The following is a 14,844-nucleotide window of genomic DNA, read 5'->3' on the forward strand; positions in this document are numbered from 1 at the left end:
AATCACTTCCGAAATCCGCCTTCCGAAATCTCCCTTTCAAACCATTCCCCCAACTCCCAAAAGCAGATAAATCCCTGCTGCAATGGCAGCGCCCAGGATTGGCCCGGCAATTGGTACCCAACTGTAGCCCCAATCACTATCGCCTTTGCCTTTGATGGGAAGGATTTGGTGCATGAGTCTGGGACCTAAATCTCTGGCGGGATTGATGGCATAACCGGTAGTGCCGCCCATGCTGAGGCCTATTACCCATACCAAAAATGCCACGGGAAGTGCACCTAAAGACCCCAAGCCTATAGGGGTATTATTTCCATCCTGAATGATAGGTTCGGTAGAATATAAAATGACAATGATCAATACAGATGTACCCACAATCTCTGAAATGAGGTTGGAAGGTAAATTACGGATAGCAGGAGCAGTGCCAAATGGGGCAAACTTCAATCCTTTGTCCTCTGTGGCATCAAAATGGTCTTTATACACCAACCAAGCTATTCCTGAACCGAACATGGCCCCGAAGATTTGCGCCAATACATATTTTGGTACATCCGCCCAAGGAAAATCTCCTGCGATGGCCAAGGCTATACTTACTGCCGGGTTTAAATGGGCACCACTGTAAGGGCCTGCTACTACGACTCCGATAAAGACACCCAAAGCCCATGCTGTGGTGATTACTATCCAGCCACTGCCATTTCCTTTGGTCTGATTAAGGACTACATTGGCGACTACTCCCGAACCCATGGCCAAGAGCAGTGAGGTGCCTACAAACTCTGCTACAAATGCATCCATTATTCTACCCAGTTTTTAGAACGTTCCACTGCTTTATGCCAAAAATGTAAAAATTTCTCCGCTTTTGCAGCATCCATCTGTGGCTCAAAATGCCTGTCTGTTTCCCACAAGGCTTTTAATTCTTCTTCATCTTTCCAGAATCCAACAGCCAAACCTGCCAAGAATGCCGCCCCTAAAGCCGTGGTTTCAATAATTTTTGGCCTTTGGATGGCACAGTTTAACAAGTCGGATTGAAACTGCATGAGGAAATTATTGGCAGTGGCACCACCATCGACCCGTAATTCTTTGGTTAGCTCCCCACTGTCTTTTTCCATGGCTTTTATCACATCATAGACTTGATAGGCGATAGCTTCCAAAGCTGCCCTTGTCATGTGGGCTATGGTCGTCCCTCTGGTGATGCCAAAAAAAGCACCTCTAGCATTTTGATCCCAGTGCGGAGCACCCAATCCTGCCAATGCGGGAACAAAGTAAACCCCGTCATTGTCCTCCAAGCTGATGGCCAAGGCCTCACTCTCTTTGGCATGGCCAAAAAATTCAATCCCGTCCCTAAGCCATTGAATGGCTGCACCCCCGATAAATACCGAGCCTTCCAGGGCATAATTTACCTTTCCGTTGATTTCCCAGGCAACAGTGGTCAACAACTGGTTATTGGACTTTACAGGCTTTTCCCCGGTATTCATCACCAAAAAACAGCCTGTGCCATAGGTGGTTTTGGCCATTCCAGGTTGGGTGCAAAGCTGGCCAAATAAGGCTGCCTGTTGGTCTCCTGCAATTCCGGCAATGGGGATTTTCTGGGAAAGTATATCTCCTGAGGTAGTTCCATAGACTTCTGAGGAGGATTTTACCTCAGGAAGTAGACTTAAAGGGATATCAAATAGTTCCAATAATTCTTGGTCCCAATTTTTTTGGTGAATGTTGTACAACATGGTCCTGCTGGCATTGCTGATATCAGTAACGTGATGCTGTCCACCAGTAAGTTTCCATACCAACCAAGTATCCACTGTACCAAATGCCAATTCACCCTTGGCAGCTTTGCCTCTAGCTCCATCGACATGGTCCAAAATCCACTTGATTTTGGTAGCTGAAAAATAGGCATCCAAAACCAATCCTGTCTTTTCGGTTATCATGGAAGCTTTTCCCCTTGACTTTAATTCGTCACAAAAGGCTGCTGTTCTTCTGTCCTGCCATACAATGGCATTGTAAATGGCTTTTCCGGTTTTCCGGTCCCAAACTATAGTTGTTTCCCTTTGATTGGTGATTCCTATAGCGGCAATTTCAGAAGCTTTGATGCCCTGACTGGTTAAGGCTTCTATCATTACAGCCGACTGGCTGGACCAAATTTCCTGGGGGTCATGTTCTACCCAACCGGACTTGGGGAAATGCTGCTTGAAATCTTTTTGTTCTACTGATACAATCTGACCTTTTTTGTCGAAAACAATTGCCCGTGAACTTGTGGTGCCTTGGTCAAGGGATAGGATATATTTGGACATGAGGGTTGGTTAATAGGGTTATTGGTATAAAGTAGTATGATTGTTCTTTGTTCAATACGTGATAATGGTATGGATATTTATTGATATGAATTGATATTAAGATATTCTATTTTAAGGCGTATTTCACACTTCATCAATATCCAATATCAAAAAATATCCACCAATATCCATTTACTTCAATATATATTTCTTTGCTAATTTTTCGAAATCTTCTAGTTCTGTTTCTACCCATTTATCTCCTTTACCCATCTCTTCGGCCATAAGTTGAGCGACTTTTGGGGCCATGGACCAGGCGGCTTGAGCATCCAAAAGCAACATTCTCATTCTACGGCTGAGTATATCTTCCACTTTCATTGCCATTTCATGCCGTGTACACCAAATGACTTCCGCTTGGGTATAGGGATAACTGGGATGCAGCAATTGACCAAGTTCAGGTTTGTCCTGAATCATTTTTTGGATAAAGACAGCATCTGCTCCATAACCTTTCCAATGTCCTTCCTGTGGGTTCTCCGTGAATCCATGGTATCGGATTTTGGCAGAGGTGGAAGGAGAAAGAGGAGATTGGGTTACTTTGGTATATTCTTCTACCGTGTCTTCTCCCATTTTCCTGAAGGTAGTCCATTTGCCTCCTGTGATGGATACCAATTTACTTTGGGATACACTCACCTTGTGGGAACGGGATATCTCCTTGGTTTTGGTACTACCTGCTTTGGGAGCTGCCAAAGGCCGAAGTCCTGCAAAGACTGATTTCACATCTTGTCGGGTAGGGGCTTTGGTAAGATAGGCCTCAGCGGTTTCCAAAATGAAATCCACCTCTTTGCTGAGGGCTTCTGGTTCCAGTTTGGCCTTTTCCCTCAAGGTGTCTGTGGTACCTACCACGAGTTTATCCAACCAAGGTACCGCAAATAAGACCCTTCCATCAGATGTTTTGGGTATCATCAAGGCATCTATACCACCCAGAAAACTTTGATCCAAAACCAAGTGGATGCCTTGTGAGGGCTGAATGCTTTTTGGCGCGTCAGGTTGATCCATTTGAAGGATTTTATCCGCAAATACGCCCGTGGCATTGACCACCATTTTTGCTTCAATTTTATATTTTTCTTTGGAGAGTTCATCGCGGACCTTGAGGCCACTGATTTGATCCTCTTGGTTTTTCAATAAACCTGTTACTCGCATGTAATTCAATAGGCAGCCTCCCATTTCATCACAGGTCATGGCCACGCTCAGGGCCAATCTGGCATCGTCAAACTGCCCATCATGGTAGACCACGCCACCTTTCAGGCCTTCTTGTTTGATCTGAGGCAAGCGTTGGATGGTCTCTTTTTTGGAAATAAATCTTGATTTTCCTAGCCTCAATCTGCCGGCCATCCAATCATAGATTTTCAAACCAATGCTGTATTGCAGTCGGTCAAAAAGTGTATAGATAGGAATAATAAAAGGTTGGTTATAGGTCAGGTGTGGGGCATTTTTTAACAGACGTCCCCTTTCTTTCAGGGCTTCAAATACTAAAGCAATATCTCCTTGGGCCAGGTAACGCACACCCCCATGTACCAGCTTGGTGCTTCTACTTGAGGTGCCTTTGGCAAAATCCGACTTGTCCACCAGTACCACAGAAAGTCCCCTTGATAAAGCATCCAAGGCTACGCCTAATCCAGAGGCTCCTCCCCCAATGACGGCAATGTCCCATACTTTTCCTTTCTCCTCTAATTGCTTTATATTTTTTATCCTGTTCATTTTTAATCTCTTTGACCCAAAAATATCAAAAAAAGAAATAAAAGAAAACAAAAAGAAACAAAAGAAAATGTAATTTAGCGATTACAGTTTCTTTTGATGATTATTTGATCTAATTTAGTGGGCAAAAAGAAAGAAAATGACCATTGCGGAACGACATAAGCATATTCTGGAAGCTTTGAATAAAAGCGGGTTTGTCAGTGTGGCTGATCTCAGTAAGGAATTGGACGTAACCATGGTGACGATCCGAAAGGACCTCAAAATATTGGAAGACAAGGGCTTGCTTTACCGTTCTCATGGTTCGGCAACCCCTGTTTCCCCTTATGTCAATGACCGGTCTGTCAGTGAAAAGAAGTTGGTGCGGGTAGAAGAGAAGACGAAGATTGCCTTGGCGGCCAAGGACTTGGTAGATGAGGACGATGCTATTATTATTGGTTCAGGAACCACAGTGGTGGCTTTGGCCCAAGCCATTCCCAAAAATAAAAAGCTTACTGTTTTGACTGCAGCAATGAATGTTACCCTTTCTTTGATTGATGCTCCTGAAGTGGAGATTGTACAGTTGGGTGGGGTAGTAAGAAAGAGCAGCAGTTCTGTTGTAGGGCATTATGCCGAGGAGATGTTGAAGCAGTTTGCCTGCTCCAAATTATTTTTAAGCGTAGATGGAATCAGTTTAGATTATGGTCTGACCACTTCCCATATGATGGAAGCACACCTGAATGCCCAAATGATAAAGGCGGTTCAAAAGACCATCGTGCTTGCGGACTCGAGTAAGTTCGGCAAGAAGGGTTTTGGAAAAATCTGTAACTTGGAAGACATCGATATGGTCATTACTGATGAAGGTATTCCTGAATTGTACAAGGAAAGGTTAGAAGAGATGGGGATAGAGGTGAGGGTGGTGTAGGTTCCCAGCCAAATTTTTATTATTAGATTTTTTAGCTGATATAGCTGTTGAATTTTTCCAATTATTTGTATTTCCTGCTGACTTAGGGGCGCATGCCTAATAATTGTGAGACAGTTTATGTCAATGACTAAAAATACCCTGAACAGGGTATTTTTTAGAATTTTATAATTTCTTAGTTTAGAAAGTGATTAATTGTCAGGTCAATAACCATCTTTAATATTTGATTTCTATTCCCTTCGGATTTCCAGTATTCCTTGGGAAAATTCTTCTCTGGTAAGGGATTTGGCATGTTTCAGCCTTCGGGCAATTTCGGTTTCGGGATCCTTTGAAAAAGAGTTATTTGGTAATTCAGTTTTCATAAAAGGAAGACACAAAAAAAATATAATCTTAAGAATATGCTTCATACACTTTCAAAAATAGGAGAATACTTATTAGAAGGAAAAGGGATTTGGTCCAAACTAACCTCTCAACCAAGGTTTGATCCGGAAAAAACGAATTGGGTTATTCCAATTTTATTGGACTGTGAAACAGGTAGAGCTTCTATTTTGGAAAATGAAAAAGAATTATTTGTTGAAGAAGAATCAGCCATAAAATTCAGGTATTTGAATACAGAGCTTTGGGGAAGAAGAGGAAAAAAATGTTGCGTATGCAGTGAGAGCAAAAATTTGGAAATGCTTAAAGAATCTTTGATCGGGAAAACCAAAAGCAGTAAAGGTTCATTAAGTGAATCATACGATGATTTTTATAAGTCGAAACCCAAAGACAGTCTTTTTAGGAAAGCGTTAGAGGAAATCAATAAAACTCAATTCGATGGTAAAATTTTTGACTTAGTAAACATTAAGGATCATCTACAATTCTCCAAAAATGAAGAAGCAGTACTTTTTTACGTGAAGATTAAATCCTTAAAAATAAATAATAGTCTTTCAATTCCATTATTTGATTTAGAGGGTTATGAAGAATTTGTATTGGAGAAGTTTGGAAATTCTGAAGCAAAGAGCGGCTTAGATTATTTGACTGGAATTGAAAGTCAAGAAGTTTCAGAAGCAGCTTTTGCAGGAAGGTATAACCTAAATAAAGTCTTTCAGACTACATCATTTAACTACGCTACTGACTTTGATTCATCAAATTTCAATAAAAACTTTCAACTCAGCTTATCCACGATTGCAAGACTTGACAAATCATCAGATTTTGCATTGAAAAGGCTTCAAACAAGAATTGCTGGAACCCCTCATTTAGTCATACCAAGTTACCTTTATAAAGATTTGGTCAATTTAGACATTGGGGAGATGGAATTATTTATCAATAAATCCTCAGACCTTCTTTTTAGATCAGAAGTCTTAGAACATGACGTAAAAAGAAAACTTCCAGAAACCAAAATTTTTTGGTTGAATTATTTAGGCTTCGAATCTGATGGAAACTCATTTAAAATAATTAATCACATCAAAGATGTAAACAGCGCACATTTAAAGAATATTTTAGAAGTATTTGACGATACTCATTATGAATTTAGGCATTTCATCGGAGAAAAGTATCCTTTTAATCTTCAGTCAATTTATTGGATTATCCCAGTTCGGGAAGGATCAAAGGAAAAGAAAAATGCTGTTTTGGCAATTTTTAAGGAAATTCTCGAACAAAGAAAGATAAATGAAGAAGATATTTTTGATCATTTTATAAGCATGCTGTTATGCCACCGGTATGGAAGGTATAGACAGTATCAGTTCAAATCTACTCCAAACAATTTTGATTTTGCCATTCGAGATACAGCCTTCAAATATACCGCATTTATTTACGCATTAAAGAAACTAAACTTACTAAACATGGAAGAGAACAAGCCAAAACTTGAAACTGAGGAAAAGGCCACTAACACAAATGCTGAAAAAATCGAGGATTTTTTCAGTAAAATGGAATATACTCCAGAGCAAAGGGCAGTATTTTATTTGGGTCGGGTTCTAAGTTCTGTTGCTTATGCACAATATCAAAAGGGGCATAAATCTAAGCCTATCCTAAACAAAATCAACTACAATGGAATGGATGCTTCGGCATTGGAAAGATTGGATTTAGACCTTTCAGAAAAGTCGCGACAATATAATATACATGAATTCACTGAGCCAAATTTGGCAAAGTTTAGATCTGCTTTCAAAGAAGAAAAATGGACCTTAAGCCCCCAGAAAAATGTATTCTACCTAATGGTTGGATATACTTTCGGACTAACTAAAGAATAATAACACTTAACAACATTAACATAATACACATGAGCGCTATTAAAAACAATTCCGATTTTCTTTTTATTTATGAAGCCATCAATTGTAATCCAAATGGTGACCCTGATCAAGAAAACAAACCAAGAATGGATTATGAAACCCAAACGAATTTAGTTACAGACACTAGGCTTAAAAGATACATTCGTGATTATTTCATGAATGAGGGTAAAGAAGTTTTTGTATCAATGGAAGAGGGGAAAAAGGTGAATCCCGATCAAAAGTTAGAATTTACTATCAATAGACTTTTAACAGAGCAGGATTTGGTTGAAACGTATTTTGATGGAAATGATGAAATGAGAAAATCCTTCGATGATATCATTAAAGAAAAAAAGGAGAAAGAAGGAGTATTTAAAGCATTGCAGAATAAAAAGAACAGAGCCCTCAATGACTTTATTTTGGATAAGATCGTCAAAGAAACATTTTTGGATATCAGGCTTTTTGGAAGTGCATTTGCAGTTGGTGGATTTACACATGCCTACACAGGGCCTGTACAAATTAACTGGGGTTATTCTTTAAATAAAGTCTATCAAATCGATTCTGACTCCATAGTCACAATTATGAATGATGATAGCAGCACCTTTGGAAAAGATTACAGAGTGCATTATAGCTTATTGGCATTTCATGGAGTAGTCAACAAATATTCTGCAAAACAAACGGGATTGAAAGAAAAGGATTTAGAAGAGTTTAGAAATGGAATATGGCAGGCAATTCCTTCTCTTCCCACCAGGTCAAAGTTAAATCAATATCCGAAGCTTTATTTAGAAATAGTTTATAACGATGGATTTAACAATGGACATTTTGGTGATCTAAGAGATTTGATTCAATGTAGTCCTAAGGATGAAAACGCAGGTTACAAAAAGGTGCGGAAGTTTAGTGATTTGAAAATTGATCTTTCAAAACTAGAGTCTTTAATCAATTCCAATAAAGGAAAAGCCATCAAAGATGTAATTTTAAGAACATCAGATGGAATCACAATAAATATTTAACCTTATGGATGTATTGTCATTCGATATATGTGGAAAATTTGCCCATTTCAGGAAATTCCATGCCAACAATACAGCATTAAGTTATTCCATACCTCCTAGGACTACTATTATTGGCATAATCGCTGGGATTATGGGACGTGATAAAAACTCATATTATGAAGAGTTTTCTTCGGAAAATATGAGAATTGGAATACGCATAGTATCTGATATAAGGAAAAGTTTTCATAGACTAAATTATTTGATGATTAAGGGTAAAGACGATTTTACAGGAAAAAATGGAAGAGTCCAGACCCCCTTTGAAGTAATTACTGGTAATTCCATAAGAGAAGGTAAAGTAGTTTACCGGGTTTATATATCAGATCGAGAAGGTTCCAAATTTAAGAATACTGACAACCTAAAAGAATTTCTTTTAAACCAAAAAGCCGCATTTAATGCCAGTCTTGGCCCTGCAAATTTTAATGCATCTATTGAAAACATAAGGATTTGGCAAAATGTAAATTCAATACATGTTAATAATGAATTTGTCAACATTCATTCTGCTTGCAATAGTAAAGATGTCAGTGAATTGGAATTTATAGAGGATGCAGCATTTAAATTTAATTTCGTAGAGGAAGAATTACTGCCGGCCGACTTCAAAGCAAATAATGACCGGGAGTTAAAAGCTATGAATAGGGTTCTTTATAGTACTAGAAGCTTTCCTTTGAGAGTTAAGTTAAAGGGAACATACCATGAGTTAAAGGAGGGAAATGAAGTTCAAAGAATTCAATTTTTAGAAAATGTCGGTATTCTCACACAGTAAACAAATTAATGGATCCAAGATAGGTTCAAAGCAGCTTATCGAACATGCGAAGGGTGTTCATAATAAAGCTGTTTTTGGTTATTATAATCAATTAAGTTTTTCTGATAAATATTCCATAATGGATATTTTAAAGAATATCTGCTGGCTTCATGACTTTGGCAAATACACTAAATATTTTCAGGACTATCTTATTTACCCTGAAAAAGCAGATAATCTGTTAAAAAGCCATTCCAACCTAGGAGCTGTTGTAACATACAATTTAATGCAAAGTATTTCTCAGGAAATCGCATTAATTGGATATTATCTAATTAAGCTTCATCATTCCAATTTGAGAGATTTTGAGTTAACGATTGACCCAGTTGGATATAGAGAAAAGATAGAACTTGAGAAATTTAAATTACAGATTAAGGCATTACAGGATTATTCTGAATTATTGGAATTTATAAAAATTGATGACTCTCATTTAAATTTCAGATCTACTTCAGATTTTTATAGATGCTTTAAAAATTACTTTCGCAAAGACGCGAAAATAGAAAGGTATTTTTTAATTAACTATTTATTCTCTCTATTGATTGAGTCTGATAAAATAGATGCCTCAGACAGTAAAATCTATATTCGAAAAACCTCAAACCCAAATGCAGTTGATGAAAGAAAAGGATTTGGAAAGCCCGATTGTCCTAACAAACACTTAAGTGAGTTCGATCAAAAAGATTTAAGAAATTATGTAAGGAAGAGAGTTGTAGAAAAAACAGAAATCACTGATATTCTTTTTTACAGGATTTTTACACTTGCGGCACCAACAGGGATTGGAAAAACCATGACTGCTCTAGATTTTGTTTTAAAACTAAAAAATAAAATTGTCTTAAGAGAAAAGAGGGTTCCCCAAATAATCTATGCATTGCCCTTCATCAATATTATTGAACAAGCTCTTAGGGAATATGAATTGACTGTGAGCAATGATTTAAAAATCTTAGGTCATTATCAATATGCTGATATTTTTGGAGATGATAAATTCGAGGAAAATGGATCAAATTATAATCAGAAAAAAATGGAGTGGGATACCTGGCAATGTGATATCGTGATCACTTCATTTGTTCAATTATTCGAAACTTTAATCGGGTATAAAAACAAACTTCTAAAAAAATTTCATCACTTAGCCGGTTCGATAATTATTCTAGATGAGGTTCAAACGCTTTCAATAGAAAAATTACCTTTAATCGGGGCTTCATTACACTTTCTTTCGAAATTTTTAGATGCAAGAATAATCATAATGACAGCAACGCAGCCGAAAATTTTCGAATTAATGGAAAGGGAACTATCAATTACTCCGGAAACCGATTCACTCAAACCATTTGACTTATTACCTGAATCTAATCAAATTTTTGAGTGCTTCAATAGGACTAAGATTATTCCAATAAATATTTCAACAGAATCAAATTGTTCAACAATTGACAATGAAAACTTTATTGGAACATTTCAAAAGTATTGGACTGAAAGCAAAAGCTGTTTGATTGTATTAAATAAGGTCCAAAGATCAATTGATATCTTTGATTTGATTCAAGAATTTATTTCCTCAAATCTGTTTGAAAACCCCATTTTCTATCTTTCAACAAATATCACTCCTATAGAAAGAGAAAAAAGAATTGCTGATATTAAAAGTTCAATAAGGAAAGGAAACAAGCCCATTCTGATTGCTACACAAGTGGTCGAAGCAGGTGTAGACTTAGACTTTGATATGGGTTTTAGAGATCTGGGCCCAATCGATTCAATAGTCCAAGTTGCAGGTAGAATAAATCGAGAAAATGACCCTGACAGGTTTGGGTCACCTCTGTATATTTTGAATTTTGGAGATTGTCGTCAGATATATGGTTCGGTTACAGACTCCAAAGCTCGTGGAGCATTATCCAACAGAGAAATGATTGAAGAAAAGGATTATAAATATCTTGTTGAATCTTATTTTGAAGCTGTTTCGGAAACAAATCAGACTGATTTCTCATTCAGTAGAGATATTTTTAAAGCTATGAAAGAATTAAGATATGATAAACCTGAAAAATCTAAAAATGAACCAAAATGTATCAGTGATTTTAAAATTATCGAAGATTCAAATAATGGGATGAGTGTTTATGTAGAGGACCCTAATGATTCTATTTCTGAATTGGCTAGAAAGTCCTTTCAAGACCTTTTACATCAAAAAATCAGCAAAGAAGAATTTGATAGCCTTCATAAAAGAAATTTCAATCAAAGAATTATAAGTGTCCCAAACTATTTTGAAACTTCCCTTGAATTAAGAAAAGAACCACAACTTGGAGAAAATATTTATTGGATCAGGGCAGAAGACTTCAACTATTATTACAATGAGAATACTGGTTTTATACGAAAACCAGGAAATAAATCTGTTATCGTTTCATTTTAAACTCAAAAACCATGTCCTTAAAATCAAAAATCATCTCTCGTCTCGACACTATTCAAGACCAAGAGACTCTCAAAGAAATTCACGATTGGTTGGATGCTTTTCTTGAAGCAGACACAAAGGAAACCTTCGAAAGCGGTGAAATTAAAGCCGTACAGGAAGGTTATGAACAATACTTATCTGGCAGTACCGTCTCCCAAAAGGAGGCCTCCAAAGTGTTTGAGGAATGGTTGTCACGAAAAGAGAGGTAAAATGGACTCAAAGGGCTGTCCAAGATAAGCTCAGAATCATGGAATTTTGGTATCTCAGAAATCAATCCGTCAGTTATTCTTTAAAGCTGGAAAGGCTTTTTAATAAGTCTCTTGATTTATTGTCCACCCATCCTGAAATGGGTATAATATTCAGTCAGAAACCTCCTATCCAATTTAAGACTGTCAGAGGCTACAGACTGTATTATATTTTCGATGAAAAAACGATAACTCTTATTGCTATTTGGGATACACGTAGGAATCCAGATAAGCTAAAATTTTAAATTTACCCATGCCCCAACTCCTCACCACCACCATACGTTTTCCGGAAATAAACCTCGAAACACGCGATGCCCATAAGCTAAGAGGGTATTTTGGGGAGTATTTTAAAGAACACTCTCTGCTGCTCCACAACCACTACGAAGATGGCAGTAGCAGGTACAGGTATCCTTTGGTACAGTACAAAGTCATAGACAAGGTTCCCACGCTTATAGGAATAAATGAAGGAGGGGAGTTATTGTCCGGTCTTTTTTTAAAAATAAGAAACCTGGACATAGCAGGTAACCATTATCCCGTATTCAGTAAAAATATTGCACAACAAAAGCATCTGGTAGGTGTAACCGACGAGCTTTTCAATTACCGGTTTATCAATCACTGGATGGCACTTAACACTGAAAATTACAAAAAATACCTGCAAGAGGATGAGGTAGGGAAAAAAAAGCTGCTGGATCAGTTACTTAGAAATAACCTGTTGAGTTTCTTCAAAGGAGTGGATGTCTGGCTAGAAGATAAAATTATGGCTAAAGGTAGGTTCATATCCAATAACAGTAAATTTAAAGACCAGAAAATGATGGTTTTCAGTGGGGAATTTACAGCCAATGTTAGGCTACCAGACTTAGTGGGAATTGGGAAATCAGTAGCCAGGGGATTTGGTGTCATCAAAAAAATCGACTAAAAAGCATGCAAATCTTTATCAACACATACGGCACCTACCTGCACGTCAAAGATGAGATGTTTGAAATACGGATTCGGGAGTCTAAACAGGAAAAATTCAAGACCAACCATATTGCTGCCCACAAAATTACCTCTTTTGTGGTCAGTAAGGGGGCAGCTATCACCACAGATGCGATTGCTTTAGCACTAAAACACAATATTGATATCGTGGTAGTGGAAAATGACGGACATCCTATGGGCCGTTTTTGGCACAGTAAACTGGGAAGTACTACCAAAATCCGTAAACAGCAACTAGAAGCCAGTCTCAATCAGGAAGGGCTGAAGTGGGTGAAGAATTGGATCAGTGACAAACTGACCAACCAATCCGAGTACTTGCTTGACCTTGCCAAGCATCGTGAAAAACTTCGGGAAGATTTACAAACAAAGGCTAAGAAAATTGATGAGTATAAATTAAGAGTTCAGGAATTGCAGGGAGACAAAGTCCAAGATGTAGCAGAAATGCTACGGGCTATGGAAGGAAATGCGGGCAGGGTGTATTTTGAAGGTTTAAGTACAGCTATTCCAAAAGAATACACATTTGAAGGCAGGAGTTTCAGACCGGCTAAAGATGCTTTTAATGCCATGCTTAATTATGCCTACGGAATTCTATACAGCAGAGTAGAGCGTTCATTAATGTTGGCAGGCCTAGATCCTTACGTAGGCTTTATGCATCGGGATGATTACAATATGAAAAGCCTGGTATTTGATTTTATAGAACCTTACCGGATTTATGCCGAACGCTGTGTTTTTGGTATGTTTTCCACTAAAAAAGTTAACAAGTCTTTTTTCAATGAAATTACCGGAGGAATGTCCCTCAACCAAGACGGTAAACCTGTATTGGTTGAGCAATTTGTCAAATATCTTGATCAGGACCATATCCGATATTTGGGAAGAAATCAAAGCAGGTCCAATGCCATGCAGATGGATGCGCACAAATTTGCAAATTCATTGATTGGAAAAGCATGATAGTTTGGGTAATGTACGATATCGAAAAAGACAGGGCCAGAACCAAAGCGGCTAAAATCTGCCAACAAGCAGGTTTATACAGGGTTCAGTATTCTGTATTTTTGGGGGTGCTTGAAAAAAATGAATTCGATACACTTCATCTGCAATTGGAAGAATTGATCAATGAAGAAAAAGATTCTATTTATATGTTTCCCATGTCCAAGGACGAGTTACAGCAAACTGTCCTTTTGGGACAGGCATTTGACAAGGATTTTGTAACAGATGAAGTAAAGTCTTTATTTTTTTGATCCGATGATTTCCCTAACGCCATCCCATATCATAGAATATCTTTTTTGTCCCAGGTTTACCTATTTTGAATATGTGCTGGGTATTCCTCAATATGAAGAAAAGCATTTTAAGGTGATAAAAGGAAGGAAGGTTCATGACCTCAAACTGGAAAGAAATAAGGAATACCTAAGAAAAAAAATAGGAGTCAAGGAAAAATGGGTTGACCAGTACCTGACCAATGAAAGCTTGAGGGGAAAAATCGATGAAGTTTTATTACTGGACGATAACACGATGGCACCATTGGACTATAAGTTTGCCGAATACAAAGACCGTATTTTTGAGACGTATAAGCAACAGTTGATTTGTTATGCACTGTTGATTGAAAAGAATTTTGGTAGGGAAGTTAATAGGGGCTATTTGGTATATGTCAGAAGTAAAAACAAATTATTGGAAGTACAGATTTCGGACAGTGACAAACAGATGATAAAGGAAACTATTGAAAAAATTTCATGGATCATGGAGCAAAACCACTACCCCAAAGCCACCAAATATAAAAGAAGATGTTTAAATTGCACTTATAGAAATATATGTACCCAGTAATCCGCCTGTCAATTTATGGGAGAAGGTTTGATTTTTGGGTATAACTACTTAAAATTCAGCAATTTGTATCAACGGAAAATGATTAAATTTAAATAAAATACGTTCATTGACATGATGAAAAAGGGAAAAAGGAAAACCAAAACAATTACATATCATTGGTAATCAAGAGATTAGGGTTCCTGGCGACCTCCCCAGCCAATTCCACCACAACAAGGATTGAAACTTTTTTTCAGGCCAATATCATTGAGCGGGCAGATATCCTCCCCAGCCAATTCCACCACAACAAGGATTGAAACCTGTAAAACTATTTGTTACATTTGTAGGTCTGATTCCTCCCCAGCCAATTCCACCACAACAAGGATTGAAACAGAAAAGATCAGTACAGGTTGTGGGCAATGAAAGTCCTCCC

At 37.7% G+C, this 14,844-nt stretch carries 15 protein-coding genes; 11 read left to right on the forward strand and 4 right to left on the reverse strand.

All coding sequences use genetic code 11. From position 1 onward, the window contains the following. Positions 1–36: 36 nt before the first annotated feature. The 3 genes from B879_RS17675 to B879_RS17685 all read right to left on the reverse strand — a co-directional run bounded on the left by B879_RS17675 (position 37) and on the right by B879_RS17685 (position 4,007). Positions 37–783: an MIP/aquaporin family protein gene (locus tag B879_RS17675; protein ID WP_009186583.1), complete on the reverse strand. Its 747-nt coding sequence runs from the start codon at positions 781–783 to the stop codon at positions 37–39. Beyond that, positions 783–2,273 carry a glycerol kinase GlpK gene (glpK, locus tag B879_RS17680; RefSeq protein WP_009186584.1) on the reverse strand — a complete coding sequence of 497 codons (1,491 nt, stop codon included), beginning with the start codon at positions 2,271–2,273 and terminating at the stop codon, positions 783–785. Before glpK ends, B879_RS17675 begins: the two co-directional genes overlap by 1 nt. 171 nt (positions 2,274–2,444) lie before the next feature. Further along, positions 2,445–4,007, reverse strand: coding sequence for a glycerol-3-phosphate dehydrogenase/oxidase (locus tag B879_RS17685; protein WP_009186585.1), 1,563 nt, complete (start codon positions 4,005–4,007; stop codon positions 2,445–2,447). A 136-nt stretch (positions 4,008–4,143) separates the two neighbouring features. Here B879_RS17685 and B879_RS17690 point away from each other — a divergent pair, with 136 nt between their 5' ends. Continuing rightward, entirely contained in the window at positions 4,144–4,905 is a 762-nt protein-coding gene (locus B879_RS17690) for a DeoR/GlpR family DNA-binding transcription regulator (RefSeq protein ID WP_009186586.1), read from the forward strand. A 227-nt stretch (positions 4,906–5,132) separates the two neighbouring features. Here the strand turns inward: B879_RS17690 and B879_RS23445 are convergent, their stop codons facing one another. After that, the gene (locus B879_RS23445) at positions 5,133–5,264 is read right to left on the reverse strand and encodes a hypothetical protein (RefSeq protein ID WP_262481913.1); all 132 of its coding nucleotides are present in this window, start codon (positions 5,262–5,264) and stop codon (positions 5,133–5,135) included. A gap of 36 nt (positions 5,265–5,300) precedes the next feature. Between B879_RS23445 and B879_RS17695 the strand changes: the two genes are divergently transcribed. The 10 genes from B879_RS17695 to cas4 are packed head-to-tail and all read left to right on the forward strand — an operon-like array spanning position 5,301 to position 14,435. Next, entirely contained in the window at positions 5,301–7,127 is a 1,827-nt protein-coding gene (locus tag B879_RS17695; protein ID WP_009186587.1) for a TM1802 family CRISPR-associated protein, read from the forward strand. Positions 7,128–7,156: 29 nt separating this feature from the next. Further along, positions 7,157–8,152, forward strand: coding sequence for a type I-B CRISPR-associated protein Cas7/Csh2 (cas7b, locus tag B879_RS17700; RefSeq protein ID WP_009186588.1), 996 nt, complete (start codon positions 7,157–7,159; stop codon positions 8,150–8,152). A gap of 4 nt (positions 8,153–8,156) precedes the next feature. After that, on the forward strand, positions 8,157–8,951 hold the full coding sequence (cas5, locus tag B879_RS21910; protein ID WP_009186589.1) for a CRISPR-associated protein Cas5: 795 nt from the start codon (positions 8,157–8,159) through the stop codon (positions 8,949–8,951). Continuing rightward, complete coding sequence (locus B879_RS17710; protein WP_009186590.1) at positions 8,929–11,364, forward strand: CRISPR-associated helicase/endonuclease Cas3; 2,436 nt, start codon at positions 8,929–8,931, stop codon at positions 11,362–11,364. Before cas5 ends, B879_RS17710 begins: the two co-directional genes overlap by 23 nt. Positions 11,365–11,375: 11 nt before the next feature. Further along, positions 11,376–11,612 carry a hypothetical protein gene (locus tag B879_RS17715; protein WP_009186591.1) on the forward strand — a complete coding sequence of 79 codons (237 nt, stop codon included), beginning with the start codon at positions 11,376–11,378 and terminating at the stop codon, positions 11,610–11,612. A 38-nt stretch (positions 11,613–11,650) separates the two neighbouring features. Further along, complete coding sequence (locus B879_RS17720; protein WP_238542162.1) at positions 11,651–11,893, forward strand: type II toxin-antitoxin system RelE/ParE family toxin; 243 nt, start codon at positions 11,651–11,653, stop codon at positions 11,891–11,893. A gap of 8 nt (positions 11,894–11,901) precedes the next feature. Continuing rightward, on the forward strand, positions 11,902–12,564 hold the full coding sequence (locus B879_RS17725; protein WP_009186593.1) for a CRISPR-associated endonuclease Cas6: 663 nt from the start codon (positions 11,902–11,904) through the stop codon (positions 12,562–12,564). A gap of 5 nt (positions 12,565–12,569) precedes the next feature. Continuing rightward, the gene (cas1, locus tag B879_RS17730) at positions 12,570–13,568 is read left to right on the forward strand and encodes a CRISPR-associated endonuclease Cas1 (protein ID WP_009186594.1); all 999 of its coding nucleotides are present in this window, start codon (positions 12,570–12,572) and stop codon (positions 13,566–13,568) included. Continuing rightward, a complete protein-coding gene (gene cas2, locus B879_RS17735) occupies positions 13,565–13,855 on the forward strand; it encodes a CRISPR-associated endonuclease Cas2 (RefSeq protein ID WP_009186595.1) in 291 nt (96 codons plus the stop codon). The genes cas1 and cas2 overlap by 4 nt, the downstream gene beginning before the upstream one ends. A 4-nt stretch (positions 13,856–13,859) precedes the next feature. Next, positions 13,860–14,435, forward strand: a complete 576-nt coding sequence (cas4, locus tag B879_RS17740) for a CRISPR-associated protein Cas4 (protein ID WP_009186596.1) — start codon at positions 13,860–13,862, stop codon at positions 14,433–14,435. Positions 14,436–14,844: the final 409 nt, after the last annotated feature.

Source organism: Cecembia lonarensis LW9 (genome assembly GCF_000298295.1).
Lineage (GTDB): Bacteria > Bacteroidota > Bacteroidia > Cytophagales > Cyclobacteriaceae > Cecembia > Cecembia lonarensis.